32 protein-coding genes are annotated in these 25,936 nt (G+C 70.8%); 20 read left to right on the top strand and 12 right to left on the bottom strand.

Annotation, left to right across the window (positions count from 1 at the left end):
* Positions 1-2: 2 nt before the first annotated feature.
* Positions 3-488: a MarR family winged helix-turn-helix transcriptional regulator gene (locus AC0B9F_RS17135; RefSeq protein WP_472003784.1), complete on the bottom strand. Its 486-nt coding sequence runs from the start codon at positions 486-488 to the stop codon at positions 3-5.
* A 424-nt stretch (positions 489-912) separates the two neighbouring features.
* Here AC0B9F_RS17135 and AC0B9F_RS17140 point away from each other — a divergent pair, with 424 nt between their 5' ends.
* On the top strand, positions 913-1,398 hold the full coding sequence (locus AC0B9F_RS17140; protein ID WP_472003368.1) for a MarR family transcriptional regulator: 486 nt from the start codon (positions 913-915) through the stop codon (positions 1,396-1,398).
* Between the two features lie 92 nt (positions 1,399-1,490).
* On the opposite strand, the gene AC0B9F_RS17145 is transcribed toward AC0B9F_RS17140, so the two are convergent.
* Positions 1,491-1,838: an STAS domain-containing protein gene (locus AC0B9F_RS17145; protein ID WP_472003370.1), complete on the bottom strand. Its 348-nt coding sequence runs from the start codon at positions 1,836-1,838 to the stop codon at positions 1,491-1,493.
* 167 nt (positions 1,839-2,005) lie between these two features.
* Here AC0B9F_RS17145 and AC0B9F_RS17150 point away from each other — a divergent pair, with 167 nt between their 5' ends.
* Positions 2,006-2,548 (top strand): GNAT family N-acetyltransferase, encoded by a 543-nt coding sequence (locus AC0B9F_RS17150; RefSeq protein WP_472003372.1) that lies wholly within the window; start codon positions 2,006-2,008, stop codon positions 2,546-2,548.
* A gap of 198 nt (positions 2,549-2,746) precedes the next feature.
* Here the strand turns inward: AC0B9F_RS17150 and AC0B9F_RS17155 are convergent, their stop codons facing one another.
* Positions 2,747-2,920 carry a CsbD family protein gene (locus AC0B9F_RS17155; RefSeq protein WP_472003374.1) on the bottom strand — a complete coding sequence of 58 codons (174 nt, stop codon included), beginning with the start codon at positions 2,918-2,920 and terminating at the stop codon, positions 2,747-2,749.
* A gap of 141 nt (positions 2,921-3,061) precedes the next feature.
* On the opposite strand from AC0B9F_RS17155, the gene AC0B9F_RS17160 reads away from it, so the two are divergent.
* Together AC0B9F_RS17160 and AC0B9F_RS17165 are read left to right on the top strand one after the other, a co-directional pair.
* Positions 3,062-3,232 (top strand): hydrophobic protein, encoded by a 171-nt coding sequence (locus tag AC0B9F_RS17160; RefSeq protein WP_472003376.1) that lies wholly within the window; start codon positions 3,062-3,064, stop codon positions 3,230-3,232.
* 177 nt (positions 3,233-3,409) lie between these two features.
* On the top strand, positions 3,410-3,835 hold the full coding sequence (locus AC0B9F_RS17165; protein WP_472003378.1) for a DUF6003 family protein: 426 nt from the start codon (positions 3,410-3,412) through the stop codon (positions 3,833-3,835).
* 58 nt (positions 3,836-3,893) lie between these two features.
* Here the strand turns inward: AC0B9F_RS17165 and AC0B9F_RS17170 are convergent, their stop codons facing one another.
* On the bottom strand, positions 3,894-5,390 hold the full coding sequence (locus tag AC0B9F_RS17170) for a UbiD family decarboxylase (RefSeq protein ID WP_472003380.1): 1,497 nt from the start codon (positions 5,388-5,390) through the stop codon (positions 3,894-3,896).
* 86 nt (positions 5,391-5,476) lie between these two features.
* Complete coding sequence (locus AC0B9F_RS17175) at positions 5,477-6,151, bottom strand: UbiX family flavin prenyltransferase (RefSeq protein WP_472003382.1); 675 nt, start codon at positions 6,149-6,151, stop codon at positions 5,477-5,479.
* 112 nt (positions 6,152-6,263) lie between these two features.
* Here AC0B9F_RS17175 and AC0B9F_RS17180 point away from each other — a divergent pair, with 112 nt between their 5' ends.
* The 3 genes from AC0B9F_RS17180 (at position 6,264) to AC0B9F_RS17190 (ending at position 8,517) form a co-directional block, all read left to right on the top strand.
* Entirely contained in the window at positions 6,264-6,749 is a 486-nt protein-coding gene (locus AC0B9F_RS17180; RefSeq protein ID WP_472003384.1) for a MarR family winged helix-turn-helix transcriptional regulator, read from the top strand.
* A gap of 121 nt (positions 6,750-6,870) precedes the next feature.
* Positions 6,871-7,437 carry a hypothetical protein gene (locus tag AC0B9F_RS17185; RefSeq protein ID WP_472003386.1) on the top strand — a complete coding sequence of 189 codons (567 nt, stop codon included), beginning with the start codon at positions 6,871-6,873 and terminating at the stop codon, positions 7,435-7,437.
* 342 nt (positions 7,438-7,779) lie between these two features.
* Entirely contained in the window at positions 7,780-8,517 is a 738-nt protein-coding gene (locus tag AC0B9F_RS17190; protein ID WP_472003388.1) for an alpha/beta fold hydrolase, read from the top strand.
* 97 nt (positions 8,518-8,614) lie between these two features.
* Here AC0B9F_RS17190 and AC0B9F_RS17195 read toward each other — a convergent pair whose 3' ends face one another.
* The gene (locus AC0B9F_RS17195) at positions 8,615-9,034 is read right to left on the bottom strand and encodes a hypothetical protein (protein WP_472003390.1); all 420 of its coding nucleotides are present in this window, start codon (positions 9,032-9,034) and stop codon (positions 8,615-8,617) included.
* 319 nt (positions 9,035-9,353) lie between these two features.
* On the opposite strand from AC0B9F_RS17195, the gene AC0B9F_RS17200 reads away from it, so the two are divergent.
* Positions 9,354-10,145 carry a methyltransferase domain-containing protein gene (locus AC0B9F_RS17200; RefSeq protein WP_472003392.1) on the top strand — a complete coding sequence of 264 codons (792 nt, stop codon included), beginning with the start codon at positions 9,354-9,356 and terminating at the stop codon, positions 10,143-10,145.
* A gap of 42 nt (positions 10,146-10,187) precedes the next feature.
* Here AC0B9F_RS17200 and AC0B9F_RS17205 read toward each other — a convergent pair whose 3' ends face one another.
* A complete protein-coding gene (locus tag AC0B9F_RS17205; protein WP_472003786.1) occupies positions 10,188-10,577 on the bottom strand; it encodes a MerR family transcriptional regulator in 390 nt (129 codons plus the stop codon).
* 339 nt (positions 10,578-10,916) lie between these two features.
* Between AC0B9F_RS17205 and AC0B9F_RS17210 the strand changes: the two genes are divergently transcribed.
* The 4 genes from AC0B9F_RS17210 (at position 10,917) to AC0B9F_RS17225 (ending at position 15,040) form a co-directional block, all read left to right on the top strand.
* Positions 10,917-12,389, top strand: a complete 1,473-nt coding sequence (locus AC0B9F_RS17210; protein ID WP_472003788.1) for a SulP family inorganic anion transporter — start codon at positions 10,917-10,919, stop codon at positions 12,387-12,389.
* 139 nt (positions 12,390-12,528) lie between these two features.
* Entirely contained in the window at positions 12,529-13,167 is a 639-nt protein-coding gene (locus AC0B9F_RS17215; protein WP_472003394.1) for an HAD family hydrolase, read from the top strand.
* A gap of 193 nt (positions 13,168-13,360) precedes the next feature.
* On the top strand, positions 13,361-14,197 hold the full coding sequence (locus tag AC0B9F_RS17220; RefSeq protein ID WP_472003396.1) for an SDR family oxidoreductase: 837 nt from the start codon (positions 13,361-13,363) through the stop codon (positions 14,195-14,197).
* Positions 14,198-14,323: 126 nt separating this feature from the next.
* A complete protein-coding gene (locus AC0B9F_RS17225; RefSeq protein ID WP_472003397.1) occupies positions 14,324-15,040 on the top strand; it encodes a hypothetical protein in 717 nt (238 codons plus the stop codon).
* A gap of 47 nt (positions 15,041-15,087) precedes the next feature.
* Here AC0B9F_RS17225 and AC0B9F_RS17230 read toward each other — a convergent pair whose 3' ends face one another.
* Positions 15,088-15,918 carry a MerR family transcriptional regulator gene (locus AC0B9F_RS17230; RefSeq protein ID WP_472003398.1) on the bottom strand — a complete coding sequence of 277 codons (831 nt, stop codon included), beginning with the start codon at positions 15,916-15,918 and terminating at the stop codon, positions 15,088-15,090.
* Positions 15,911-16,447 (bottom strand): VOC family protein, encoded by a 537-nt coding sequence (locus tag AC0B9F_RS17235; RefSeq protein ID WP_472003399.1) that lies wholly within the window; start codon positions 16,445-16,447, stop codon positions 15,911-15,913. Before AC0B9F_RS17235 ends, AC0B9F_RS17230 begins: the two co-directional genes overlap by 8 nt.
* Positions 16,448-16,568: 121 nt before the next feature.
* Here AC0B9F_RS17235 and AC0B9F_RS17240 point away from each other — a divergent pair, with 121 nt between their 5' ends.
* From AC0B9F_RS17240 to AC0B9F_RS17275, 8 genes are all read left to right on the top strand, one after another.
* Positions 16,569-17,738 carry a sensor histidine kinase gene (locus AC0B9F_RS17240; protein ID WP_472003400.1) on the top strand — a complete coding sequence of 390 codons (1,170 nt, stop codon included), beginning with the start codon at positions 16,569-16,571 and terminating at the stop codon, positions 17,736-17,738.
* The gene (locus AC0B9F_RS17245) at positions 17,735-18,394 is read left to right on the top strand and encodes a response regulator (RefSeq protein WP_472003401.1); all 660 of its coding nucleotides are present in this window, start codon (positions 17,735-17,737) and stop codon (positions 18,392-18,394) included. Before AC0B9F_RS17240 ends, AC0B9F_RS17245 begins: the two co-directional genes overlap by 4 nt.
* Before the next feature lie 112 nt (positions 18,395-18,506).
* Positions 18,507-19,145 carry a GOLPH3/VPS74 family protein gene (locus tag AC0B9F_RS17250; RefSeq protein ID WP_472003403.1) on the top strand — a complete coding sequence of 213 codons (639 nt, stop codon included), beginning with the start codon at positions 18,507-18,509 and terminating at the stop codon, positions 19,143-19,145.
* 15 nt (positions 19,146-19,160) lie between these two features.
* Positions 19,161-20,723 carry a carboxylesterase/lipase family protein gene (locus tag AC0B9F_RS17255; protein ID WP_472003404.1) on the top strand — a complete coding sequence of 521 codons (1,563 nt, stop codon included), beginning with the start codon at positions 19,161-19,163 and terminating at the stop codon, positions 20,721-20,723.
* A gap of 120 nt (positions 20,724-20,843) precedes the next feature.
* Positions 20,844-21,509 (top strand): hypothetical protein, encoded by a 666-nt coding sequence (locus tag AC0B9F_RS17260; RefSeq protein ID WP_472003406.1) that lies wholly within the window; start codon positions 20,844-20,846, stop codon positions 21,507-21,509.
* Positions 21,510-21,601: 92 nt separating this feature from the next.
* On the top strand, positions 21,602-22,075 hold the full coding sequence (locus tag AC0B9F_RS17265) for a carboxymuconolactone decarboxylase family protein (protein ID WP_472003408.1): 474 nt from the start codon (positions 21,602-21,604) through the stop codon (positions 22,073-22,075).
* A 148-nt stretch (positions 22,076-22,223) separates the two neighbouring features.
* The gene (locus AC0B9F_RS17270; protein ID WP_472003410.1) at positions 22,224-23,147 is read left to right on the top strand and encodes an RNA polymerase sigma-70 factor; all 924 of its coding nucleotides are present in this window, start codon (positions 22,224-22,226) and stop codon (positions 23,145-23,147) included.
* Positions 23,148-23,358: 211 nt separating this feature from the next.
* A complete protein-coding gene (locus tag AC0B9F_RS17275) occupies positions 23,359-23,661 on the top strand; it encodes a hypothetical protein (protein ID WP_472003412.1) in 303 nt (100 codons plus the stop codon).
* Positions 23,662-23,745: 84 nt separating this feature from the next.
* On the opposite strand, the gene AC0B9F_RS17280 is transcribed toward AC0B9F_RS17275, so the two are convergent.
* From AC0B9F_RS17280 to AC0B9F_RS17290, 3 genes are all read right to left on the bottom strand, one after another.
* A complete protein-coding gene (locus AC0B9F_RS17280; RefSeq protein WP_472003414.1) occupies positions 23,746-23,970 on the bottom strand; it encodes a hypothetical protein in 225 nt (74 codons plus the stop codon).
* A 203-nt stretch (positions 23,971-24,173) separates the two neighbouring features.
* Positions 24,174-25,178, bottom strand: a complete 1,005-nt coding sequence (locus tag AC0B9F_RS17285; protein ID WP_472003416.1) for a HEAT repeat domain-containing protein — start codon at positions 25,176-25,178, stop codon at positions 24,174-24,176.
* 3 nt (positions 25,179-25,181) lie between these two features.
* Positions 25,182-25,853 (bottom strand): HEAT repeat domain-containing protein, encoded by a 672-nt coding sequence (locus tag AC0B9F_RS17290; RefSeq protein ID WP_472003418.1) that lies wholly within the window; start codon positions 25,851-25,853, stop codon positions 25,182-25,184.
* Positions 25,854-25,936: the final 83 nt, after the last annotated feature.

A 25,936-nucleotide genomic window follows, 5' to 3' on the forward strand; every position in this document is an offset into this window, starting at 1 on the left:
CCTCACCGGGCGTCGGCTTCCTCCTGCGCCGCCAGGAACGCCCGCATGCCGCGCCGCAACGCCGCGCGTTCCTCGGGCGCCATGGAAGCGAGCACGGCCGCGAGGGCCTGCGCGCGGCGGGCGGCCACGTCGTCCAGGACGCGACTGCCCTGACCTGTGAGCCGCAGCCGCACCTCACGCCGACTCTGTGGATGCGCCGAGCGTTGAACGAGGCCGGCGGCCTCCAGCCGATCGCACAGCCGGCTGGCGGTCGGCATCCCTATCCCCAGCTGCTCGGCAAGACCCGTGAGATTCCGGTCGGGTTCCGCGTGCAGCGCGCGCAGGGCACGCAGCTGATGCGCGGACAAGCGGGGGACCGCCTCCTGGGCTGCCATCGACCAAAGATCCGTGAGGCTGTCCACGGCATCGGCGATGTCCAGCGCGACGGCATCCGGGGCATCGCGTGCCCCCCTCGCGTGGTCGCGTCCGGCCCTGCCGAGACGGGTCACCAGCACATCACTTTCCGTAAGATCCAGGCGCTCGGATGTCGCCCCCCATCCACACGCTGTACCCGACGAGGCGACAGGCAAGCGGTACCCGAATGTGCCTTTTTCACCCGGTGGGTGATCAATCCGTGACAAGAGTGCAGGGAGTGCGCGCGCGGCGCCGACGCCGGACGCGCACGGCTCGTCATGTGCGCGAGGTGACGTAGGCGAACTGCTCCAACTCCGTGGCAGCACGGTGCACTTCCGCCCCTGGTCATCCAGGTCGGCCGTCTGCCGTGTCAGATGCTCAGGCCGGCGGCGGGACGCGCCGAGCCCGGTGACCGGGCGTTGCCGCCCGGCCTCGACACCGGCCCGTCGCCGGACGCCGAATTCGGAGGGAGCTCGCCTCCGCGAGTAGGGTGGCAGCCGTCCCAGTGCCTGCGAGAGTGTGACCGTGACTGCCTTCCGTGCCCGCCCACCGTCCGACGAGGCCGCGCGTGTGACCTCCACGGCCGCGGAGCTGCTGGAAGTCCTCTGGGGCCGGGCGTCGACGGCACCGGTCTCCGCCTCCCAGCTGCGGGTGCTCTTCATCCTCGAACACCATGAGGGCATCAACCTGCGCACCCTCGCCGACTCGCTGGCCTCCACACCCCCGTCGACGAGCCGGCTCTGCGACCGCCTCCAGGCCGTCGGGTTCGTCGAGCGTGAGATCAGTCCCGTCGACCGGCGCGAAGTACGCCTCTACCTCAGCGGCCGCGGCCGGGCCTTCCTCGCCGACCTGCGCGCCCGCAGGGAGCGGGAACTGCAGGCAGGCCTGGCACTGATGCCGGCGGCGAAGCGAGCGGCCCTGCTGGAAGGGCTGCAGGCATTCTGCGGCGCCGCAACCCTGCGGATCAACGACAGTGCCGAGGACGCCGGCAGCCGGAGCGCCTGAGCGACGGGGACTCTCAGCCGTAGGGCTCGTCCAGGTCGAGGTCGGCGAATCCCTCGCCCGTGTGCGTCGTGCTCCTGGAGCACCCGCCGCCGCTAGCTGCTCGAACCGGGGCCGGTGGCCGCGATGGTGAAGTGCTCGAGCATGCCCGTGACGGTCAGGAGGCGGTCGACGGCCGGTTGCAGCGGCCCGAGCAGAACGAAGTCCCGGCCGTCGGCCACGTGGCGGCGCCGGCCGTCGAGAAGCGCGTTGAGAAGCATGCTGTCGGCGAAGGTGACGCGCGTGAGGTCCACCGCCGTGGCGGGCAGGCCGGCCTCGTCGGCCGCGGCCCAGGCTGCGGCGAACTCCTCGCTGTCGTCGTGGTCCACCTCCCCACGCACCGTGATCACGAACACCTGCTCCTGCACGGTGACGTGTAGTTTCTCCTGGCAGGCCGAAGTCATGGCGCCATGGTCACACGCGGGCACGCCGGGAAGCCAGCCACACCCGAGGCCCGGCCGTGGAGGTGCTGTGTGGACCGGCCGGCGCGGCTCGGGCCTACCCCTTCGGACGGCCGTTGCTGTGACTTATTGGATTGCCGCCCCTCGGCCCGGTCGGATAGGAAGCTCGCATGCTACGAGGCAACAAGATCGGGCTGCGGGCCCGGCACGAGGACGACATACCGATCCTGCGCACTGAACTCTACGACGACGTGGTCAACGCCGCGCGGGCCGAAGGCCGGCCGTGGCGGCCGATCACCCCCGGCTCGAAGGACTCGCGGCTCGTGGTGGACGACCAGGAGCAGGGTCACGTTCCGTTCTCCGTCGTGGAGTTGGACAGTGACACGCTGATCGGCACGGCGACGCTGTGGGGCATCGACAACCACAGCCGGTCCGCGCACATCGGACTGGGGCTTCTGCCGTCCGCCCGCGGCAAGGGCTACGGCACGGACGTCGTCGCGGCGCTGTGCTACTACGGCTTCGCCGTGCGCGGCCTGCACCGGATGCAGATCGAGACGCTGGCGGACAACGCCGCGATGCTGCGCGCCGCCGAGCGCAACGGCTTCGTCCGCGAGGGCGTGCTGCGCTCCTCGGCTTGGGTGCTGGGCGAGTTCCTGGACGAGGTGCTGCTCGGGCTTCTCGTCCAGGACTGGAAGCAGGGCTCGAAGGCTTAGCCTTCGGTTCGGGGCCCGCGGAAACCCTCGGGCGTGTCACCTGCCTATTGCCGTGTGGCGGCTGACCAGGACCATTCATGGCGCCGGGCCGGCGATTTTTGCCTGCGCGAGCCGCGTGATGGGCCGCCTCGGCAAGTCGGGGGACTTGTCGAGGGCCTTCCCGTTCTTCCCGGAAAGGCCCTCGGTGTGTGCAGAACGTCAGTGTTTGAAGGCGTCCTTCGCCTTTTCCTTGGCCTCGCGGGCGTCACCCTTGCTCTTCTGGGCTTGTCCCTCGGCGGCCATGCGGTCGTCGCCGATCGCCGAGCCCGCCGCCTCCTTGGCCTTGCCCTGCGCCTGCTCGGTCTTCGCCTTCGCCTTCTCACCGGCACTCATGGAACACGCCTCCTCGTCGACTCGGGGTCCGCACTCGCGGTGCAGCCGCTGATGCCCCCGATACCCCCCGGCAAACAAATGGTTCGGCGGGGAATGGTGGTCGATCGGCGGGGCACACGGTGGCCCAGGAGGTTGATAACTATGGTTCCCCTGCTTCTCGTTCTTCTTCTGGCAGTGATTCTTTTCGGCGCGGGTTTTGCCCTCAAGATACTTTGGTGGGTGGCCCTGGCGGTGCTGGTGCTGTGGCTGCTCGGTTTCGTGATGCGGTCCACCACCACGGGCGGCGGTCGCGGCCGCTGGTATCGATGGTGACCTGACCGCTCCCACGCTCGTTGAAGGGGCCGACCGCCGCGGCGGTCGGCCCCTTCAACGCGTTCACGGTCGACCGCATACGTCCTGGTCACCTCGGTCGCTGATCGCGGCGCTACGCGAGCCGAGACGGGGTAGAGGGACGCCGAGCGGCGAACGAGCCGACAAGAGGAGTGAAAGATGACCGATGACGCCTACCTGTTTCTCGTTGACGAGACATCAGCGCACCTGGGCGTGGTGCCCTCCGCACTGGGTGAACTGTCGTGCATGGACACCTCGGCGGTCAGTGCCTGGCTCGCCGCTCACGACGTGACCGCGACTTCGCCCCGGCTGCGGGTGGTGCCGCCCGAGGAGACGGCGGCGATCCCGGCCGACGCGGAACGGCTGCCCGTTCCGCTCAGCGATGAGGAACTGCTCCAGCTGCGTCACCGGACGGCCCCCGAGGCCGTCGCCGCACTCGAGGAGGAACTGCTCGCCTACCGCGACTGCGCCGACGGTCGCGACACGTTGCTGAGCAGGGCGCTGGCCGCCGGGGTTCCCCTGCAGCGCGTCTGCGAGCTGACGGGAGAAAGCCCGGCTGTGGTCAAGGCAGCGGCCCGTCAGTGACCGACGGCTCGACGAGGCGACACCGGCGCCCTCCGGCCGGGCGGCAACACGGTGGCCGTCACGTCGTCGTGAAGCCGTAGTCGGTCCACGCGGCGAGGACGCGGGCAGTGACGTCGTCCGGATACGAGTGGTCGAACGAAGCGGTGAGGCCCCGGTTCACGCCCTCGAACTGCTCCGGCAGCAGACAGCTCATGACCGACTTGCCGCCCTTGCCGTTGCGCACCTCCTGCTCGGTGAGGTAGGGGACCATCGGAATGCCCGGCGCCTGCGGGTACACGTATTCGCCGGTGCCGGGGTGATAACGCGTGGCCATGGCCCAGACGACCTGATGGACATCGGTGATGTCGATGTCGTCCGCGACCAGGAGCACCTTGGGTACCAGCCACCCGGTGTGCGACCCGAACAGGACGCCGGCCACGGCGTCGGCCAGCTCCCGTTCGCCCATGCCCGTCGCCGCCAGCCGGCGGATGTCGACGGCCACGACGATCCAGCAGGTCGCCGCCTCGTACGAGCACCAGGCCATGGAGACCGGCAGTCCGGCGGCGCGCAGGACGTCGAGGCTGGTGGCCGAGATCATCGAGCCCCAGATGGTGTGGTTCTCCTCAGGGGGCAGGCCCGCGACGCAGATCGGCAGGATGGGGTCGTCCCGGAATGTCATCGCCTCGACGTGGAAGACCGGCTGCTGCTTGTTCTCGGCGAAGGCATAGCCGTGGTATTCACCCATGGGGCCCTCGGGCGCCGTCTCGTCGGGGCTGATCCAACCCTCCAGGACTATCTCGGAGTTGGCCGGCACGTACAACCCGTTGGTCTCGGTGCGGACGACCTCCACGGGGCTGCCGGTGAGCGCGCCGACATAGCCGTCCTCACTGACGTGGGCGGGCAGGGGCATGCCGGCCGCTGCCAGCGCGGCGGGGGGCGCGCCGAGCACCATCGCCCACGGCGTGCGTTCACCCCTCTCCCGCCACATCTGGTGGATCATGCCGATGTGCTGCTGCGGCATGGCCGGTCCCACCAGGCTGTTACGCCCGTTCAGCATGGTGCGGGCGACCGACCAGCTCGTCCACGCGCCGTCCGGGCTGCGCACCACATGAAAGCCGTATGTGCCGAGGTACCGGCCGCCGTCCTGCGCGTGCAGCAGGGGAACGGGGAAGCGTTCCAGGTCGACGGCGTCACCGACGGCCACGTTCTCCTTGCAGGGGCCCGTTTCGACGACTCGGGGAGCGACGGGGTCGGCGTGCATCGCCGAGATCAGGTGTTCCAGCAGTTCCCGCGGTGTGGTGTCGCGCGGCAGGCCGAAGTGTGCGGCGAGCCGGCCGTAGGTGCCGGGCCCGGGACTGTTCAGGCCGGCCGGAGCACCGAGGATCCGGAAGCCCGGGTCGCCCTCGGTGAGGTTGCTGAACAAGGGGGCAGGGCTCTTGGTCTCGTAGACGCGGCGGGTGATCGCGCCGGCCTCGAGGGTGGGGCTCACCCGGTTGCGGACGTCGATGGCGTCGCCGTTGCGGAGCAACTCATCCACGAAGTCACGGAAGTTGAGCGCGATGCCGTGCTGTGTCATGGCAGACCTTTCCAGGGGTGCGGGGGGAGGGAGGGCCAGGCAGGGTGGGGGCGGTGGCTGTGTGGCCGCGAACCCGGTGCGCAGCGTCAGACGGCCCGGTCGGTGTGCACTGACAGTCCGGCGGGATCCGTCGAAGGATCGATGGACTGACCCGGCGATACGGTGCGGATCTCCCCGTCGGGCTCGGGGCCGGCAGACGCATGTCGCATGCCGTGCCATCTGCGCGCCGTGGGCAGGTCAAGGTCGAACTGGTCGAGGACGCGGGCGACGATGTGCTCGACGACGTCGTCCAGCGTGGCGGGCCGGTTGTAGAAGGCCGGTACCGGCGGCATGACGATGGCGCCCATGCGCGTCAGCTCCAGCATGTTCTCCAGGTGCACGGCTGACAGCGGGGTCTCCCTGGCCACCAGGACGAGACGTCGCCGTTCCTTGAGCATCACGTCGGCCGCACGGCCGATGAGCCCGTCCCCATGGCCGGTGCGAATGGCGGCCAGGGTCTTCATGCTGCACGGCACGACGATCATTCCGTCCACACGGAAGGAGCCGCTGGAGATCGCTGCGCCTTGATCGTCCGGACTGTGGTGCACCGACGCCAGCGCCCGCACCTCGCGGATCGAGCGGCCGGTCTCTTGCGCCAGAGTCGCCCGGGCCCATCTGCTGATGACCAGGTGCGTCTCGACGCCCAGCTCCCGCAGTGCCTCGAGCAGCCGGACGCCTATCGGTGCGCCGGTGGCCCCGGTCATCGCGACGACGAGTTTCACGGCACGGCTCCCTTCCGAGTGCCGTCACACCCAGTTAGTAGGTACACGTCCTTTCGCTCGAAAGGTATAGTGCGTGTACGTCCTAATCAAGTGGAAGGGCCGGCGGCGAACGATGACCCGGGAAAGCGCGGACCGCTCGATGCTGCTCGCCGCGATCGGCGGCCTCGGCCCCCTGGCGCGCCAACTGAACCAGGTGCACACCCGCTTGTGGCACGAGCAGGTCGACCAGGAGGTGACCGGGCCCCAGTTCACGGTCCTGAGCCTGCTGCACCTCCACGGCGACATGGACCAGGGCACGCTCGGCGCTCACGCGAACCTCGACAAGTCGACCGCGGCACCGCTCCTCGACCGGCTCCGCCGACGCGGCCTGATCGACATCACCAGGGACGACCAGGACCGCAGGCGCAAGCTCGTCTCCCTCACCGGCAGCGGTCGCGAGCTGGCCATCCGCCTCGCGCCGGCGGTCGTCGGGGTGAGCGAGCAGATCCTGGCCCCCTTCACCCCCGAGGAGCAGGCTCAGCTCCTCGGCCTTCTGCGCCGCGCGGTCCAGGGCCCCGAAGGTCACGCGGACGCAGGCAGCTCTGTGGCATCTCCGTGACAGGGAACGCACGGTTCCATCGACGCTCCCGCCGACACTTGCTTACCTGAGTACCCGCAACAGGCTGCCCTGCAGGGGGAGTTGGGCGATGCCGATCGGCTCATCGTGAGGGAGGCGTGACGTGGCTGTCCCATGGGATCTCTTGATATCGACCGCGGGTGGTGTCACCGCCACCGTCGTGGGCGTCGTCGCAGGCGGCGTCGTCGGGAGACGCGGCCAGAACCGGAAGTGGCTCCAAGAGAGTCGGACTGCCGCCTACGAGCGATTTCTGCAGGCGTTCGGCGCCATTGAGATGGAGCATCGCGAGGCCTTCCTCGAACGGCGCCAGCCTGCGGCCGAGTGGGGACCGTTCAACGCAGCAGTCCAGTCGCTGAGCCTGGTGGCCAGTCGTGAGGCCGCTGAAGAGGCTGAGCGACTCTGCGATGTCATCGAAGACTTCACCATCCTCTTCCATGGCCGCCAGCCAACGGATCTCGAAGAGCTTCGGCCGTTCCATACTGCCTTGCACGAGGGACACTTGCGATTCGTCAACGCAGCCCGGCGTTCACTCGATGGCTCCCAGGAACGCCTTGCGCGGGCGCTTGGTGGTCCGTCGCCGTGGCGCGGCGTCGAGTCCTTCCACGCCCAGCGCGGCGCGGCTGAGCCGATGAACCAGCCGACGCCGGTCCAGCCGCCCAGGCACCTATGAGCAGGAGATGCCAAGCGGAAACGAATCGCATGTGTGACATGCCGACGTGGTTCTTCGCGCACGGGGCGGGACCCGCCGTACTCGTCGGCCAATTCGACACCGCCGACGGCCCCGCCGTCCTGCGCAACGCCGCCAGGATCAAGCCCGGCGACACCATCGACATCACCCGCAGGGACGGCACCCGACCGCGATCCGCCACTGCGCCGCAGCGCGGGCGAGCCTCCATGACCGGCCCGGGGCGCCTGCGACACCTGCCCGTTCCGGCGCACCGGGAGTTGAATCTCCCCTTGAGGGAGAACGTACCTTCCACGCCGGTAGTACAGCCGAGCGAAGGAGTCGATGATGACGACGTTCCTGCTGGTCCCAGGTCTGTGGATGGGTGGTTGGGCGTGGGATGCCGTGGCCGCGGAGCTGTCCGCGCGGGGGCACCGGGCGATTGCCGTGACGTTTCCCGGCCTGGGGGAGCGGGCCGGCGAGGATGCCGCAGGCATCGGGCTCGCCGACCACGTGGACGCGGTGACCGAGCTGCTCGCGGAGCAGGAGCACGAGGTGGTGCTGGTCGCGCACAGTTACGCCGCCTTCCCCGCGGTCGGCGCGGTCGACCGGCTGCCCCAGAAGGTGGAGCGCATGGTGTTCGTGGACACCGGTGCTCCCGAGTCAGGTGAGTCGGTGTCCACCCTCATGCCGCACTTGCTGGACATCGCCGCCGGTGAGGTCCTGCCGGTGCCCGAGGGGATCGACGCGGTGCACGGCGTCCCGGAGGCCGAGCTGGAACGGTACCGGCGTCTGGCCACACCGCACCCGGCGCGTACCGTCACCGAGCCGATCGAGCTGACCGGTGCGTGGCTGAAGGTGCCGACCACGGGCGTCTTCTGCCTTGCGGGTGGCCTGAGCCTGGAGGTCGTCCGTGCCCTGTATGAAACCGGCGACGCCCGGTTCGCGAAGCTCGCCGAGCCCGGGGTGACCTTCTTCGAGATGACCACCGGTCATTTCCCGATGCTCTCCGCGCCGACCGAACTCGCCGACGTACTGGCGCGTGCCGCCGCCGGCGAAGGCGAGAGCCTGCTGCGGAACGCTTAACCCGGTGGGGCCGGGGCCGGCGGCCCGAACCGTCGCCCGGTTCGGGCCGCCGGCCTGCCTGCCCTGCGGGCGACGGAAGCCATGCCGGCTCGTCCCGTTACGGCCTGTCGAAAGTCAGGCAGTTCAAGTGGTTCCGTGTGTCGTCCAGGCAGATGAAGACGTAGTCCGCTCCGCCGACGACGTCTGCGGGCACGTTGACGGAGATGCCGATCGACTTCCCGCAGACCGGCTTGGTGGTGCGTTCACTCAGCCGCGTGTAGTGGGGCCCGCCGTCGGAGCGGAACGCCGCGATGTAGGTCTCGCGGCAACTCGTGGCGCTGACCGACTTCTGCTCGCCGGTGAGCTGCACCGACCTGTTGTACCAGGTCAGAGTCCCCTTGGTGTAGGTCTGGCCGTACGGCACCGCGTAGGTGCTCGTCGGATAGGAGGCTGCGTGCACCTGCCCCACGGGCAACAGTGAAAAGGCCGCGACGGCCAGTGCCAGGGAGGCGACGCGGTGCTTGGCGGCGAGAGACATGAATCCTCCGTGAGTTGATGACGAGCCGGTGCCCTCTGCGCTCGGGCACCGTTTCTTCCTGACGACAAGGGCCATGCTGCCCGGCCAAGGGCGTGCAGGTGCGGATCCCCGGCAAGTCAGGCGGGTGAGGGCTCCCCGATACCGGATGCGTCGTCGAGGTGGTCGGGTGCCGTTCTGTTCCGGTGCGGCGCGCCTCGGTCGTGGGGACGGCCACTGGTGGAGTATCGGTAGGGGCGGCCTTGTGACGGTTCGTCCGGTATCAGCTCACCGCGTATGGAGGTCCGGGGATGACAGGCTCCCGTTACGGCGAGGTCCGGGGATGACAGGGCCCCGTTACGGCGAGGCCGTCTTCCGTCCCGAGCAGGCGGGCGAGGGCGAGCGCATCGACTTCGGCGCCCTCGCCTACGACGACATCACCTTGGCGCGGCTGAGGGCGCTCGGGGTGGGCCCGGGATGGCGCTGCCTGGACGTGGGGGCCGGCACCGGGACGGTGTCGCGACGGCTGCTGGAGGAGTGCGAGGTGACGAGCGTGGTCGCCGTGGACCGCGACACACGCTTTCTCACCGAGCGGCCCCTGCCCGGGCTCGATGTGCGCGAGGCCGACGTCACCGCGCCGGGTTTCGTCTCCGGCCGGTTCCGGCTCGTCCACGCGCGCTTCGTACTGATGCACCTGCCCGAGCACAGCCGCCTGGTCACGGCCCTCGCCGAACTCGTCGAACCGGGCGGTGTGCTGGTCCTCAGCGACGCCGTCGACCTGACGAGCGAGCGGACGCCGAGCACGCCGTACACCGTGGCGATGCGGGCCATGTGGCAGGGGCTGAAGGACACCATCGGCACGGATGTCTCCTGGGTGCCGTCCTACCCGCACCTGCTGCGTGAGGCGGGGCTGCGGCCCGTCGCCGCCGAGATGCAGGTGCCACCGCTGGTGCCGGGCAGTCCCATCAGCCGGTTCTGGGCGGACACATGGCAGCGGAGCAGAGCGGCGATGCTCGCCACCGGACTGGTCGACGAGGCGGCCGTCGATGAAGCGGTCCGGTATCTGGACACCGAGGAATGCGCCGCGCTGTCGGCCGGAATGCTCACCGTCTGGGGTTGGAAACCCGGGCAGTGACGGAGACGACGGCACCGCCCGGCTGAGGAGGCGCGGGCCGGATCAGGGGGCGGGCGTTCCGGTGAGGCGTGAGCGCAGCGCGGCCGTGAACTCCTCGGCCCGTGCCAGCTGGGTCCGCAGATCCGCCACGCGTTCGGCGGCGGCCCGCTCGAAGCCGCGCACCCGCTCCAGGTACTCCTCCCGCTCGCCGGTGGAAAGGTCCTCGCCGCCGTCGAGGCGGTCCGTGGCCTCCAGAAGGTCGCGCATCTGATCCAGCGTGAAGCCGAGGGGCTTCATGCGGCGGATGACCATCAGGCGGGCGACATCGGCCTCGGTGTAGAGGCGAAAGCCGCCCTGCGAACGGGCCGAGGGGACGACGAGGCCCGTCTCCTCGTAGTGCCGGATGGTGCGCAGGGACAACTCGGTCCGTGCGGCGACCTCACCGATCTGCATGTGTTCGCTGCCCACGTCGTGCCACGGCCCTTCTCGGTCCTTGTGGCGCCCCTGTCCACACCCACCGATCTCTACTCTAACGTTAGGGTAGAGTTGCCGACGGGTTGACGTACGGTCGTGTGGGCAGTGGCCCCCGCCGCCCCCTTCCTCGCAGACTTCCGGCTCGCACTTCCGGCTCGCAACCGGCGGGCTGACCGCGGCCTGCCGTCCGGCCCGCCGTGTCCTTCCGCGCCCCGAGGCCCGCAGTCCGGGTGCGCCCGAGCATGACAGGTACTTGCATCCTTGCCTTCCCCCGCGACGCCTTCCCCCGAGACATCTCGCCGCCCCGCGCTCGCTGGGCTGCCGCGCGGTCCCCGGCGGCCCGCCTGGCTGTCACCGACCGTGTTCCGAACCGAGGCCCTGGCAGGTCTGGTGGTCGGTCTCGCCCTGATTCCGGAGGCGATCTCCTTCTCCGTGATCGCCGGCGTCGACCCGAAGGTCGGACTGTTCGCCGCCTGCACCATGGCCATGGTGATCGCCTTCGTGGGCGGCCGACCCGCGATGATCTCCGCGGCCACCGGTGCTGTCGCCCTGGTCGTCGCACCCGTGGTCCGCCAGCACGGCCTGGGCCACCTGATCGCCACGGTCATCCTCGCCGGTGTCTTCCAGATCATCCTCGGCGCCCTGGGCGTGGCCAAGCTGATGCGGTTCGTGCCCCGAAGTGTGATGGTCGGTTTCGTCAACGCCCTGGGCATCCTGCTGTTCACCGCCCAGATCCCCAACCTCCGTGATGTGCCCTGGCCGGTCTATCCGCTCGTCGCCGGTGGCCTGGCACTGATGCTGCTGCTGCCGAAGCTGACCAAGGCGGTGCCCGCGCCGCTGGTGGCGATCGTGATCCTGACCGTGATCACCGTCGCCGCCGGGATCGCGGTGCCGACCGTCGGTGACAAGGGCACGCTGCCGTCCTCCCTGCCGCTGCCGGGCCTGCCGGACGTGCCCTTCACCCTGCACACCTTCACCGTCATCGCCCCGTACGCCTTCGCCGTGGCCCTGGTGGGGATCATGGAGTCGATGATGACCGCGAAGCTGGTCGACGACCTCACCGACACCCGCTCCGACAAGACCCGTGAAGCGGTCGGTCAGGGCATCGCCAACATCGTGACCGGCATCTTCGGCGGCATGGGCGGATGCGGCATGATCGGCCAGACCATGATCAACGTCAAGAGCGGTGCCCGCACCCGCCTGTCGACGTTCCTGGCCGGGTTCTTCCTGCTGGTCCTGTGCATCGCCCTCGGCCCCGTCGTCTCGCGGATCCCCATGGCCGCGCTGGTCGCCGTCATGGTCCTGGTCTCCGTCGGCACCTTCGACTGGCACTCGATCAAACCCGCCACCCTCAGGCGCATGCCGATCGGTGAGACCACCGTCATGGTCGTCACCGTCATCGTGGTCGTCGCGACCGGCAACCTGTCCATCGGCGTGGTCGTCGGCTCCCTGATCGCGATGGTCGTCTTCGCCCGCCGCGTCGCCCACCTGACCCACGTCACCTCGGTCATCGACCCCGAGGGCAGTCAGGTCGTCTACGCCGTCACCGGCCAGCTGTTCTTCGCCTCCTGCAACGACCTCGTCACCCGGTTCGACTACGCCAACGACCCCGACAAGGTCGTCATCGACCTCACCGGCACCCACGTCTGGGACGCCTCCTCCGTCGCCGCCCTCGACGCCGTGGAGACCAAGTACGCCCAGCGCGGCAAGACCGTCGAGATCATCGGCCTGAACAGCCCCAGCGCCCGCCTCCACGGCAAACTCAGCGGCGAACTCACCGCGGGCCACTGAACGAGCACGGGACCCCTGCCGGAACCAACTCCGCGGACCCCGCCGTCCTCGACCGCCCCTGTGAACCCCGCCATCGGCCGGCGCCCGAGCTGCCTGACATGATCGCCGGGTGATCGCTGAACCCAGGGAGCCGGCCCCCATGAAGTACGTCCTGTTCGACGTCGACGGCACGCTGATCGACGCGGTGAGCAACCAGCGACGGGTCTGGGAAACCTGGGCCGAGCGGTACGGGCTCGATGCGGAGGAGGTCTACCGGGTGGCCCTGCGGACGCGGCCGGTGGAGACGTTCGCCCAGGTCGCCGCGGACCGGGATCCGCACGAGTGCCTGGCCGCGCTGCATGAACTGGAGGACGACGACGTCCGGTCCGGCGTCTATACGGCCTTCGACGGCGCGTCGGAGCTGCTGCACGGCCTGCCACCGCAGTCCTGGGCGCTGGTGACCTCGAACTACGCACACCGGGTACGCGGCCGTTTCCTGCGGACCGGCTTGCCGGTGCCGGGCCTGATCGTGGACGCGGCCGCGGTGAAGGAGGGCAAGCCCTCTCCCGTGCCGTATCTGCTGGCCGCTGAGCAACTGGGCGCCGAGCCGGAGGACTGCCTGGTCATCGAGGACGCCCCGTCCGGGGTGCGGTCCGGGCTGGACGCCGGTATGACGGTGTGGGGGGTGAACGCCGCCACCGCGGTGGAGGGCGTGCATCGCCACTTCGTCAGTCTGCGCGAGGCAGTTCCGCACATCCTGGCCTTCGCGTCCGGCCCTCAGGAGAGTGCCGCAGCCTGAGCAAGAGTGCCGCAGCCTGAGCGAAGAGTGCTGCCCGCCGGCCCGGGGGATGCTGCGCGGCTGCCGATCCTTCACCGGCGAGCCTCGGGTGAGCAGGCGGCGAACGGCCGTCGGTGTGCGGCGACCGAGTCGCCGAGGTCGTTGCTTCTCCGGCACAAGCCCGCGTGATCCTCCGTTCGCTACCGTGTCGCCCATGACAGTCCTGATCATCGGCGGCAGCGGATTCCTGGGCGGCGAACTGGTCCGCCAGGCCACCATCGCGGGGTACGAGACGGCCGCGACGTTCACTTCCCGGCCGGGCACGGCGGCAGGTGCCGCCTGGCATCCGCTCGACGTCCGGGACCCGGCACGTGTGACCGGGGTGATGGCCGAGGTGGCCCCCTCGGTCGTCATCAACGCCTCGAGTGGTCTGTCCGACTGGTCGGTCACCGCCGACGGCGCGGTCCGGGTGGCACTGGCCGCCGCCGAGCAGGGATGCCGCCTGGTGCACGTCTCCAGCGACGCGGTCTTCTCCGGCGCGCGGGACCGCTACGACGAGAGCTGCCTGCCCGATCCGGTCAGCCCGTACGGCGCCGCCAAGGCCGCCGCGGAGACAGCCGTGCGGCTGCTGGTGCCGGCCGCAGCCGTCGCCCGCACCTCGCTGATCATCGGCCACGGGCGGTCCGCGCACGAGCGCATGGTGCACGCCCTGGCGGCCGGAACACGCGACGGGGTGTTGTTCACCGACGACATCCGCTGCCCGGTGCATGTCGAGGATCTGGCGGCCGCCCTCTGGGAGATCGCGCTGTCCGACGAGGCGGGGATGTTCCACCTCGCCGGGCCGGACGCCCTGAGCCGTCATGACCTCGGTGCGCTCATCGCCCGGAGGGACGGGATCGACGGCGCGCGACTGCCCTCCGGGCGACGCGCGGACACCTCCGTGCCCGGTCCTCTCGACGTACGCCTGGACAGCCGCGCGACGCAGAAGCGACTGCGGACCAGGCTCCGCGGCGCCCACGAATTCCTGGGCAAGGACTGCGGCCGGCGATGAGCCGCTGGTGACGGACCGGCTGTCAGTGCCTCATGCCACCATCGGGGTCATGAGCGGCGATTCTTTCAACTGGCGCGAATTCCTCGGACGTTGGCCGCGAGCAGGGCAGACGGGGCCCGCTCGCCGGTGCCCGACCTCGACCCGCCGGGCCTCCTCTGGCTGACGGAGCCCGCCGTACACGGGCAGCGGCTCGACGGATACCGCTGCATCTGGGTCGAGGGCGTCGATCCCGCCCGGCTGCCCGCCCTGATCGGTCAGGACGGCGCCGAACTGAGCGCTCCCGTCAACCTGCACACGGCGCTCCGGCGGGTGGGCCGGCCCCTGGAGCCGGAGGACGCGGAACCCTGGGCGGACCGGGCCGTGGTCGCCGTGGGCCGCAGCGCCGGGAACTGGGCCTTCGCCTTCGACGGCCACTCCCACCACCGCATGAACAAGTTGTTCCTGTCCCCGGCGGCGGCCGCGTCCTCGTCGGGCGGCCGCGCGGTGGTGGTGTGGCGCGAACCGAAGAGCGCGTTCCCGGACGACCACCCGGCCGCGTTCCACCTGTCGGTGGCCGAACGGGGCGAACTGCTTTACGCGTTCACCGTACGAGGCGCGGACATCGAGCGCACCGGTGCGATACCCGAGGCCCTGGACCCGGCACACCTGTTCCGCCGGGAAGGCACCGAACAGGTCCGGGAGCAGCGGGCGCTGGCGGCCCTCCACCGCGAACTGGGACTCTCGCTGCCCCGTTTCGCGCTGACCCGAGGCAGGCTCGCCACCTTCACCACGCGCTCCTGGACCCGAGCACCACAGGCGGGCGAGGGGTACGCCTACCTCCGCTTCGTACGGCAGCGTCCCTGAACAGGTCCGGCCCACGCCCCCTGTTGGAAGCCCCGGACCTCCGCGCTCTACTGCCAGGTCGCGGTGTCGGGGTCGATGCCGTGGGCGCGTGCACAGGCGTCGATGATCCGACGGAACCACGAGGCAAGGCCGGCGCGGATGCCGTCGTAGTGCGCGGCGAATCCAGGGTCGGCCTCGTACATGCGGCCGAGACAGACCTGCATCTGCCTGGTGAGGGGAAAGTACGAAGCGAAGACTTCCCGGTGCCGCTCGACGAGTTGATTCGCTTCCGGGCTACCAGGTGTGACGCCGCCGTCCATCGCCTCCCCGAGCGCGCGCTCGAAGACGGCCATGTCGTCGGCGATGGCCTGCCATTCCTCCGGCCCGCGTGAGGCCGAGCGTTCGGCGTACTGCTGCCACTGCGTCGTGTCTCCGTAGCGCCGGCGGGCTTGGGCCGGCCAGTCAGGGTTCCACTCGGGGCCGAAGATCGTGGCCTGCTGCTCGACGGTCAGCAGCAGGCCACGCTCGTGGGCCTCGATCATCCGGTCCAGTCCCGCGCCGAGCTGCCGGAGGCGGTCGATCCGCTCCGCGACCTGGGTGCGCTGCGCGCGCAACGCGCCGGGGACGTCCGCGGTCGAGTCGTCCAGGATGGCCTGGATCCGGTCCAGGCCGACACCGATCTCACGGTAGACGACGATGCGCTGCAGACGTTCCAGATCACCGGCGGTGTAGAGCCGGTACCCGGCAGCCGTGCGCAGCGACGGCCGCGCCAGACCCAACTCGTCCCAGTGGTGCAGCGCGCGGACGGTCACACCCAGACGCGCCGAGACCTGACCGACGGTCAGGCCATCCGCGCCAGTGGCATCAGTCGCATCGGTGGCATCAGTGGCATCATGCATGCTTCTCATGGTCGCCGTGATCGACGCCCGGTGGGGTGATCCCGATGGCTTCAAGGTTCCGCGCCTCCTGACTGGCCGGATCGAAGGGTTTCGCCGCAGTGAGGACTATCCGTGCGTTCTCGGGAGTGATCACCGACAGTTCGCGGGTGTTCCAGGGAGTGTCCCGTGGGCCATCGACCGAGTTCGGGCGCAACGCACGACAGGCCTCGGCAAGGGAATCGACCTGGCCGAGCACGCACGCGAAGCTGACGCTGATCGCCGGTGCCTGCTCCGGAACGCTCGGCGCCGTGACGAGGAGCACGTCCTGGAACGCCCACCGGCGCAGATGCACAAGCCTGCCGGGGATGCTGAACAGTTCGAAGAACCCGAGCCCACGCACCCAGAAGTCCACCGACGCCGCCACGTCGCACGTGGGGATCGTCACGAAGGCGGGCATGCCGTAGATGCCACGGAACGGCTCCGGCGGAACGGCATCCGGGCCGGGAGCGGGCACGGGACTCATCTCGAACGCGTTGTAGTGGCCGCTCATGCACCCCACCGTCCAGCCTCACGCAACGTGAGGGTCAAGCCGGTCGCTCTCGGGAGTCCGCGAGCGGGTGATGGTCTTCCGGATGGCCCGGTTCCGGCGCGCCGCTGGATAGGGTCGCAGTGTGGACGTCAGCAGCGGTCAGCAGGACGACGCGTCGGCCGGGGGAGCGCGGGGTGAGCTGTCGCCCCGGGCGGCCCGGGCGCTGTGGTGGGGGTCGGCCGGCCTGGTGCTCGCCGTCCCCGGCACCTCCGTGCTCGTCGCCAGTGCCGGACACGGCCGCGGGCTGCTCGTGGCCATCGCCCTGGTCCTCGTACAGGTCTGCGCCCTGAGGTGGCAGGCGCGGGCCCCGATCACCGTACTGGCGGCGAACGCGGCGACGGGAATCGCGGTGTGGGCGCTGCTGCCCGAGGTGACGCTGACGGGGGCGCTGCTGGCGGCGCAGATGACGTTGTGCGTGCTGTCGGCCACCAGGCCGCGGCGGGTGTCGGTGCGGGCGCTCGCGGCGATGTGCCTGCCGGCGGTGCCGGCGTACGGGGCGGGAGGTCCGGCGGGTCTGGCGGTCTATCTGCTGACGGTGGTCCTGGCATGGACCGCGGGGCAGTGGCGCAGGGCGCAGCAGGAGCGGACGAGGGCGGAGATGCACCGGGCCGTGGCGGAGGAGCGGGCGCGGATCGCGCGCGAGGTGCACGACGTGGTGGCGCACACGCTGTCGGTGGTGGTCATCCAGGCGGGAGCCGCCGACGATGTGTTCACCGAACGGCCCGAACAGGCCCGTCAGGCGCTGCGGGCCATCGAGACCGGCGCCCGCTCCGCACTCGGCGAACTACGCCTGACGCTGCGGGCGTTCCGGCCCGACGCGGGCGAGGACGGAGCAGCCGGACAGCGGACGCCGGGGCCCTCGCTCGCGCGCCTGCACGAACTGGCCGACACCGTGCGTGCCACCGGGATGACCGTGCACCTGCACAGCGATGCCGCCACCGACAGCTTGCCGGCCGCGGTGGACCTCGCGGCGTACCGGATTGTCCAGGAGGCCCTCACCAACACGCTGCGTCACGCGGCCGGCGCCGACGAAGTGAGCGTGCGGGTGACGACCGAAGGGGAGTGCGTGGAGATCACGGTGGCCGACAACGGGCGTACGGCACAAGGCTTTTCGGCCACGGCCGGAGCGGGGCGCGGTCTGGCCGGGATGACGGAGCGCGCCCGGCTGCTGGGCGGCAGCCTGCACGCAGGTCCGCTGCCCGGCGGCGGCTTCGAGGTGACGGCACGGCTGCCGGTGGAGTGCGCGTCATGACCCTGCGCGTGGTGGTGGCCGACGACCAGGCCCTGGTCCGTACCGGATTCCGCATGATCATCGACGCACGTGACGACCTGGAGGTCGTGGGTGAGGCGGCCGACGGCCGGGAGGCGGTGCGGCTGACGCGGGAACTGGCGCCCGACGTGGTGCTGATGGATGTACGCATGCCCGTCGTGGACGGCATCGAGGCGACCCGGCAGATCGCGGCGGGCGGCAGCCGGGCCCGGGTGCTCGTGCTGACCACCTGGGACGTGGACGCGCACGTGGTCGCCGCCCTGCGGGCCGGAGCGAGCGGTTTCCTGCTGAAGGACATCCGCCCCGGGGAACTGGCCGACGCGATCCGCCTCACCGCACGCGGCGACGCGCTGCTGGCGCCGGCTGTCCTGAGCCGCGTCCTCGACCGGTTCCTGCGCACCACCCCCGACCCGGCGCCACCGCCTTCCCTCACGGGCCTCTCCGCCCGCGAGCGGGAGGTGCTCACCCTGATCGGGCAGGCGCTGTCGAACGCGGAGATCGCCGAGCGGCTGCGCCTGTCGGAGGCCACCGTCAAGAACCACGTCACCGCGGTGCTGCGCAAACTGAACCTGCGCGACCGCGTCCAGGCCGTCGTCGCCGCCTACGACCACGGCCTCGTACGGCCCCGCCGCCCCTGACAGCCGCCTCCTCCTCAAGGAGGAGAACGGGCCGCACTCCTCCTGCGTTCCCAGTGCCGCTCCCCTCCTGCGGCCGATGTGCCGCACGGACCGTCGGCCCTAGCGTCGAGGTGTGATCGACGACCTGACCTGCACCCTGTACCTGCTCGCCCACGACGAAGCGGCCGAGGGCCCCTACGACCGTTCCCGGACGGCTCTGCTGGTCCGAGCCGCCGCCCTGATCGACCTCGCGGCGCGCGGCCGGCTGGTGGAGGACGGCGGCATGGTCACCGTGTCCGGCACGGAACCGACCGGCGACCCCGTCCTGGACCGCGTCCTGCGGGACGCCGCCGACGGACACGGCTGGAAGCACCTCGTACGCCGCCACCGCAAGCAGACCCTGACGGACGTGGAGGACCGGCTCGCCGCGGCGGGAGTCCTCAGCGTGAAGGCGCCCCGCACCCGCCTGGGCGCACGGCGGCTGAGCGTGACGGACCGCGCCGTACCCGCGGCACTCCACGCGCGCGTGTCCGCGGCGCTGCACGGGGACGGCTCCGCGCGGGACATTCCCGTCGCCGACGCCGCTCTGCTGGCGCTGGCCGCGGCGGGCGGCGTCCGCTCGGTCGTGTCCCGGCAGGACCAGAAGACCTTCCGGGCCCGCATCGACGCCTGCACGGCATCTCTCGCCGCCCTCGCGCCCGGCCTGGAGAAAGCGGTACGCGCTCTGCCGACCACCATGATCGCCGCCCAGGGCGGCATGGGCGGCAGCTGACCGAACGGGGAGACGATGACCATGCACCGCGTCCTGACCACCCTGGGCTGCGCCCTGACCGCCGTACTCGCGACGGCCTGGACCACAGCGCCACCGCCGCAGCCCGCCCGTGCCGCCGCGACGGTGGTACGCACCCACGACGGCCTGGTGCGGGGCGGCGGCCACGACGGCTACCGCACCTTCGAGGGCATCCCGTACGCGGCGCCGCCGGTGGGCGAGCTGCGCTGGGCGCCACCCCGCCGCGCGGCCCCCTGGGCCGGGACACGGGACGCGACCCGTCCCGCGAGCGCCTGCCCCCAGCCGGCCGGTGAGGTGCCCGGCGGCAGCACCGACGAGGACTGTCTCCACCTGAACGTCACGGCACCCGAGGGCGCCGAACGGGCACACCCGCGCCCGGTCATCGTGTGGCTGCACGGCGGCGGCTTCATCACCGGAGCGGGCAGCTCGTACGACGCCCATCGCATGGCCACGCGCGGTGACGTCGTGGTCGTCACGGTCAACTACCGCCTGGGAGCGCTGGGTTTCCTCGCGCACGACGCTCTGCCCGGCTCCGGCACCTTCGGCCTGGCCGACCAGCAGGCGGCCCTGCGCTGGGTACGCGACGAGATCGGCGCCTTCGGGGGCGACGCGCACCATGTGACGCTCGCCGGCGAGTCGGCGGGCGGCTACAGCGTCTGCGCCCAACTGGCCTCACCCGGCGCCGCGGGGCTCTTCGACCGGGCGATCATCGAGAGCGGCCCGTGCGCAGGCCGCCCCGACCGTCCGTTCGCCCCGTCCTCCGTTCCCCTGTCCACGGCGCGTGCCGCGGGCGCGGACTTCGCCGCGAAGGTCGGCTGCGGCTCCGCGCGTGACGTCGCGGCCTGCCTGCGGCACGTGGCCGTCTCCCGCCTTCTCGCGGTCCAGAGCTCGGACCAACAGCCCGCCCACGCAACCCCGTTGCTGCCGATCGATCCTGCAACGGCGATCGCCGCCGACCGCTTCCACCACGTCCCCGTGCTGATCGGCAACAACCACGACGAGGGCAACGGCTGGGCCGCCGGGATCATCCAGTCCGGCCACCCCGTCACGGCGGACACCTGGCCCGACGTCGTGGCCGCCTTCTTCCCCGCACCGGGACAAGCGAAGGCGATCGTCCGCGAGTACCCGGTGCACCGCACCGACGGCGGCCCGGTGTTCGGTGCGGTCGTCGGCGACGCGAACTTCGCCTGCCCGACGGCACGCACCGGCGACGTTCTCGCCAGGCAAGTGCCGGTCTGGCGCTACGAGTTCGCCGACGAACACGCACCGCCGCTCACCCCGGGCACGCCGCCCTTCCCGCTCGGCGCCCCGCACGCGAGCGAGCTGCCGTACCTCTTCGACCTGGGCGGCCGCCCCCGCGACCTGACCGCGGCGCAGCACCGGCTGGCCGACACCATGATCGGCTACTGGACCCGCTTCGCCCGCAGCGCCGACCCCGACAGTCCGTCGAGGCCGCACTGGTCCCGACAGACGGTGCTGTCCCTGGCACCGGACCACATCGTCCCCGCCGGCACGGGACAACTACGCCACCACTGCGCGTTCTGGCACGCCCTCGGGTGATCCCGGACCCGACGGCTGTCAGCTCACGTCCAACGCCGACGGGCGCCGAGAGACGCAGTCTTCATGCCGTGGTCAACGACCCGACGAGGAACCCACCACACCAACCCCAGGGGGACAGTCATGAACGAAACCATCGCCAGGCGTCTGACGGGCCTGGCCGGGATCGCCACCGCAGCCGCCTTCATCGTCGAAGTACCCCTGTACTTCCTCTACTCCGGCCCGCCACCGGACTCCAACGTCCTGGCCAGGCTTCTGATCGGCATCCTCGCGCTGGCGTTCCTGATCGTGTTCATGACGGTCTTTCGCGAACTCGTCAAAAGCGCGGATCCGGCGTACGCCTGGGTCGGCACTCTGGCCTTCGCCGCCGGACTCGTCTACACGACGATCACACTGGTCTCCAGCGGGCTGGAAGCCGGCGCGGTCATCGCCGCCGACCACCCGATCGACCCGACCATCACGGTCAGCGGCACCTACATCCTCTACGGGTCGATCGACCGCCTCATGCTCGCCCTGTTCCTGACCGCCGTCGGCTACGGCATCTCCCGCACCAAGCTGCTGCCGCGCTGGACCGGCCGCTCCGCCCTCGTCCTGGCAGGGGTCAACCTGGCCTTCGTGCCGTCCCTGTTCTTCGGCAACACCCCCGCGCACTTCTACGCGGCGAACGGCTGGGGCACGACCGCCCTGATGGGCGCGCTGTTCAGCTACTGGATGCTCGCCCTGGGCATCTCCACGTACCGCAGCGCCACACGCCGTGCGCCCGCCGGGTCACCGGCGCCGCAGCACTGAGGGTGACGCGGGTCACATGCGCCCGCGTCACAGGGCGGCGGGCTGCCTCGTCTCAGGGGTGTAGCCACTGACGAGCACGGAGGAGACACACGATGGACGCGCGCCTGAACTACTTCGCCGGCCCGACCGCCGGGAAGGCCTTGAAGCACCTCATGGCGGCGGGCAAGGCGGTGAAGGAGTCGCCACTGCCCGCCGTGACGGAGGAACTGGTGGCGCTGCGCGTGAGCCAGATCAACGGGTGCGCGGTCTGCATCGACATGCACACCAAGGAGGCCGCCGCTGCCGGTGAGTCCCCGGTACGCCTGCACCTGGTGGCGGCGTGGCGGGAGGCCACGGTCTTCACCGAGGCCGAGCGCGTCGCGCTGGAGCTGGCGGAGCAGGGAACCCGGGTCGCGGACGCGGCCGGCGGGGTCAGCGACGAACTCTGGGCGCGTGCCGCCGAGCACTACGACGAGGAGCAGCTCACCGCCCTCGTGCTCCTGGTGTCCTTCATGAACGCCGTGAACCGGTTGAACATCATCGCCCAGCAGCCGGCCGGTGACTACGAGGTCGGGCAGTTCCACTGAGCGGTCGCGGGCCCGGGGACGACCACCACCGATCGCCCCCGGGCCCTCGGGCCTTGCCGTGCGCCACCGGCGGCCCGGATGATCACGGCCACAAAGGCGCCCGCGCCGACGAGTACGGCCGGGCCGGAGGACTACGGGGGGAGTCGGCGTGAGCAAGGTCGAGGAGTTCGAGGAGTTGCGGCCGCTGCTGTTCTCGATCGCCTACCGGATCCTGGGCAGCGTGGCCGAGGCCGAGGACGCGGTGCAGGAGACCTGGCTGCGCTTCGACGGCTCGGCGACCCGGCCCACGTCGACCAAGGCGTTCCTGTCCGCCACGGTGACCCGCATCTCGATCGACGTACTGCGCTCCGCGCGCGTGCGGCGGGAGGAGTACGTCGGACCGTGGTTTCCCGAGCCGCTGCTCGCCGATCCGTACCAGGATCCGGCGCGTACGGCGGAGCTGGCCGACTCGGTGTCGATGGCGGCGCTGCTGCTTCTGGAGCGGCTCAGCCCGCTGGAGCGGTCGGTGTTCGTGCTGCGGGAGGTGTTCGGCTTCGGCTTCGACGAGGTCGCCGCGGCGGTCGGGCGGTCGGAGGCGGCGTGCCGGCAGCTGCTGGTGCGGGCGCGGCGGCACATGCAGGCCGGACGGCCACGCTTCGCAGCCGACCGTCGGGAGCGGCAGGAACTGGCGGCGCGGTTCTTCGACGCCCTCAGCGAAGGTGATGTCGCCGCCCTGAAGGACCTCCTCGCGGCCGATGTGTCGATGGTCGGGGACGGAGGCGGCAAGGCACCGCAGCTCGCCAGGGCCGTCACCGGCGCCGAGAACGTGGCCCGTCTGCTCGCCGCCGTCTTCCCGCTCCTGCTCCGGATCGACGTGAGCTTCGACCTGCGCGAGGTGAACGGCCAGCCAGGAGCGGTCTTCCGGGACCGGGACGGCAAGGTGCTCCACGTCCTGGCCCTCGACGTGCTCGACGGGCAGATCCAGACCGTCCGCTCGGTGATCAACCCCGACAAGCTCGGCCACCTCGGGCCGGTCGCCGACGCCTGGGCGGTCAGCCGCGAGGTGAGACAGGCCCGCCACAGGACGGAGTGACCCCGGGACCGGCGAGGATCAGTTCGACCCGTGGAAGCGGCGATTGGGGCGGAAAAAGCACGAATGTCGGAAATATGCCGGTGGGTGTGCGGGGGTGCGGGAGCGGGTACGCGCGCCGTCTGACCGCGTCCGCACCACAGCCGGAGCCCACGCCACGCGGTGTTCCGCCGAGAGGGACAGGCGGCGCGGGCCCGGCAAGAAGGAGAAGAGCATGAAGATGACTGGACGGATCGCGATCGTCGGTGCTTCCACGGTGATGGCCGCGGGCGCCATGGCGCTCGGCAGTGGTCCCGCGACGGCGACCACTGCCCAGACGCCCGACCACCACCTGGTCCAGAGCGCGCCGGGTGGCACGGAGCACCCCACCGCCCGGCGCCATGCCGCGCGGCAGCCGACGGACCCGTGGATCGAGGACCAGCTGGCGGCCTTCTACCCGTCGGCCGCCAAGCGGCTCGCCGTGTTCGACCCCTGGGTCAAGGACCAGCTCGCCCTGTTCCAGAAGAGCACCCGGTGAGCGGGGCTGCCCTCGCCGGATGACGTGGGTGAGGAGTCGGCAGGTTGCCGTCCCGCTCGGCAGCGGGCGTCGCCGACCAGCCGGCTAGACCTGCCCCGTGGCGAACAGTTCAAGGTGCCCGCACTTGGGGCAGCGGTACGCCTCTATCTGCCACCGGGGACGCCCCATCCGCTTGGCGCCCCCGAAGATGCCTCGCTCCAACGCGCCCTCGATCCAGCGCGCGTACCCGCGTGAATGCTCGCCGGCGTCCTCGATGAAACCCTCCATCAGACCGACGGTGCCGCAATGGGTGCACGTGTAGTTGTTCATCAGGTGAGTGTAGGAAAGCGGCAGGCCGGTCAGGTGCCCGATCGGAAACGCCCGGACGTCGTACGAGGGCGTCGTCACGCACCGCCATTGCGGAACATGGTGACGGCCGGCGCATCCGGGGTGGGGATGTCCCGAGGGCACCGCTGATGACGGCCCACCGTGGAGTCGCGAGGCATGGAGGGAACGACGTGCGCCGCAGCCGGCTATCGCGCGTCGCGCAGCTTGAGGAGGTAGGTCGCCGTGAGGGCGACGGCGCGGTCCTCGTCGTGTGAGAGTTCCTCGAGCGCGCGTGACGTGGTGCTCCCGGGGATGTCCGCCAGCGCCTGCGTCAGGCGCCGGCGTGCGGACGCCCCGATGCTGTCGCGGGTGAGGCAGCCGACCAGCCCGGCAGCGATGTGATCCGCCGACGCGGGATCATTCGCCAGCGTGCTCAGCGCATCGGCCGCGTCCGTGTCGTTCTTCCCTTCGACGATCATGTCGAGGAGCGTCGGGACCGCGTCGACCACCCCACGCGCACCGAGCGCCAGCGCCGCATGCCTGCGTACGACGATGTCGGGGTGGTCGAGAGCGTCCCGCAGCACCGCGGTCGACTCGCCGTCGGACATCTCGGCGATGGACTGCACGGCACGCTCGCGCACCTCACCAGCGGGTGAACCGAGGCCCTGCGCCAGCAGGTGCAGCGCTTCCCCGCCCGACTGCTCCAGCGCCCAGCGCAGGGCTCCGGCCACGTTCGGATCCGACTCGTTCAGCACTGCCTCGACCAGTGCCTCCACAGGCACGGGGGCTTCCGCGACAGCGGACAGAGCCGCGCGCTGCCGCGCCCCCGCGCTCTTCGACCCCAACGCCTGCAGAAGCGCGACGGTTTGGAGGACGTCCTCCCAGCCAGCGGGTTCCGCGGCACCGATCCGGCGAAGCCGCGTGAGCAGCTCCCGCTCCGCCGCGATACGGTCCCGCGTCCGGCGGATGAGGTCATCGACGAGGCCCGCGGGTGCGAAGTCCGGGTCGTCGAGCGCGCGCCCGACGTCGCGCAGCGACAGCCCCAGTGACCGCAGGCTCTCGATGTGGAAGATCCGGCGGATGTCGTCGCTGGAGTACTCCCGGTAGCCGGAGCCGCTACGAGCCGCCGGCCGCACCAGGCCGAGCGACTCGTAATGCCTGAGCATGCGGGCGCTGACTCCGGACCGTCGCGCGACATCGCCGATCAGCACTGCCTACCGCCCCTCCTGACCGGCCCCGCCGAGTGCCACGACACGCTTCGCCTCCTCGACCGCGAACGCGAACCCGGCGTCCGGGTCGCGCCACAGCCGCTCCGTCGCGATCGCGTGCGCGCGCACCCGAGGGTCGGGATCCGTCGTCGCTGCGTCCAGGACCGGCACCATCGCCTCCCCGAGCGCGATGAGCGCCCGGCTGAGGCTCAGCTGCGTCTCGCGTTCACCGCGCCCGAGCTGCGTCGCCAACACTACGGCCACCTCGTGCTCCTCCCCGTCGGGCACGAGCACGACCGCTGCCCGCCAGGCACTCCGGGCCACTTCGTCGTCGGCGTCGGACAGCAGCGACGCCGTGATCACCGGCCACGCCCGACGGTCCCCGATCTTGGACAGCGTGTGCAATGCCTGGCTCCGTGCCTGCGCACGCTCCGAGCGGACTTCGCCGACCAGCATCGGCACCGTCATCGACGCCGGATGACGGGTGAGCGCCCACGTCAGTGTCTCGCGTACGGAGAACTCGGGCTCGACGGCGCATCGTTCGACGAGCTTGCCCACGAAGGCCGGGTCCGGGGCGGTCCCGACCGCCAGCGCCGACCGCAGCCGGACCGACGAGCTGCTGCTTTCCAGCCCCTCAAGGACTCGTCTCGTGTTCGTGTCCTGATGCACCATGGCCATGCGGACCACCTCCGGGCCACAGTGAAGACTTTGTCACCGTGTCAAGGTCAAGCAGATCCCCGCAGGCCGAATGATGGCGAGAG

The organism is Streptomyces sp. NPDC097129, from assembly GCF_055668065.1.

Bases quoted from the DNA above. Each gene is read 5' to 3' on its own strand.
- AC0B9F_RS17200 (WP_472003392.1), top strand. From the start codon at position 9,354: ATGACAGGGCCCCGTTACGGCGAGGCCGTCTTCCGTCCCGAGCAGGCG.
- AC0B9F_RS17245 (WP_472003401.1), top strand. From the start codon at position 17,735: ATGACCCTGCGCGTGGTGGTGGCCGACGACCAGGCCCTGGTCCGTACC.
- AC0B9F_RS17170 (WP_472003380.1), bottom strand. From the start codon at position 5,390: ATGACACAGCACGGCATCGCGCTCAACTTCCGTGACTTCGTGGATGAG.
- AC0B9F_RS17255 (WP_472003404.1), top strand. From the start codon at position 19,161: ATGACCATGCACCGCGTCCTGACCACCCTGGGCTGCGCCCTGACCGCC.
- AC0B9F_RS17235 (WP_472003399.1), bottom strand. From the start codon at position 16,447: ATGAGCGGCCACTACAACGCGTTCGAGATGAGTCCCGTGCCCGCTCCC.
- AC0B9F_RS17155 (WP_472003374.1), bottom strand. From the start codon at position 2,920: ATGAGTGCCGGTGAGAAGGCGAAGGCGAAGACCGAGCAGGCGCAGGGC.
- AC0B9F_RS17195 (WP_472003390.1), bottom strand. From the start codon at position 9,034: ATGTCTCTCGCCGCCAAGCACCGCGTCGCCTCCCTGGCACTGGCCGTC.
- AC0B9F_RS17220 (WP_472003396.1), top strand. From the start codon at position 13,361: ATGACAGTCCTGATCATCGGCGGCAGCGGATTCCTGGGCGGCGAACTG.
- AC0B9F_RS17150 (WP_472003372.1), top strand. From the start codon at position 2,006: ATGCTACGAGGCAACAAGATCGGGCTGCGGGCCCGGCACGAGGACGAC.
- AC0B9F_RS17215 (WP_472003394.1), top strand. From the start codon at position 12,529: ATGAAGTACGTCCTGTTCGACGTCGACGGCACGCTGATCGACGCGGTG.
- AC0B9F_RS17180 (WP_472003384.1), top strand. From the start codon at position 6,264: ATGACCCGGGAAAGCGCGGACCGCTCGATGCTGCTCGCCGCGATCGGC.
- AC0B9F_RS17205 (WP_472003786.1), bottom strand. From the start codon at position 10,577: ATGCAGATCGGTGAGGTCGCCGCACGGACCGAGTTGTCCCTGCGCACC.
- AC0B9F_RS17230 (WP_472003398.1), bottom strand. From the start codon at position 15,918: ATGCATGATGCCACTGATGCCACCGATGCGACTGATGCCACTGGCGCG.
- AC0B9F_RS17290 (WP_472003418.1), bottom strand. From the start codon at position 25,853: ATGGCCATGGTGCATCAGGACACGAACACGAGACGAGTCCTTGAGGGG.
- AC0B9F_RS17260 (WP_472003406.1), top strand. From the start codon at position 20,844: ATGAACGAAACCATCGCCAGGCGTCTGACGGGCCTGGCCGGGATCGCC.
- AC0B9F_RS17275 (WP_472003412.1), top strand. From the start codon at position 23,359: ATGAAGATGACTGGACGGATCGCGATCGTCGGTGCTTCCACGGTGATG.
- AC0B9F_RS17165 (WP_472003378.1), top strand. From the start codon at position 3,410: ATGACCGATGACGCCTACCTGTTTCTCGTTGACGAGACATCAGCGCAC.
- AC0B9F_RS17160 (WP_472003376.1), top strand. From the start codon at position 3,062: ATGGTTCCCCTGCTTCTCGTTCTTCTTCTGGCAGTGATTCTTTTCGGC.
- AC0B9F_RS17265 (WP_472003408.1), top strand. From the start codon at position 21,602: ATGGACGCGCGCCTGAACTACTTCGCCGGCCCGACCGCCGGGAAGGCC.
- AC0B9F_RS17145 (WP_472003370.1), bottom strand. From the start codon at position 1,838: ATGACTTCGGCCTGCCAGGAGAAACTACACGTCACCGTGCAGGAGCAG.
- AC0B9F_RS17190 (WP_472003388.1), top strand. From the start codon at position 7,780: ATGACGACGTTCCTGCTGGTCCCAGGTCTGTGGATGGGTGGTTGGGCG.
- AC0B9F_RS17280 (WP_472003414.1), bottom strand. From the start codon at position 23,970: ATGAACAACTACACGTGCACCCATTGCGGCACCGTCGGTCTGATGGAG.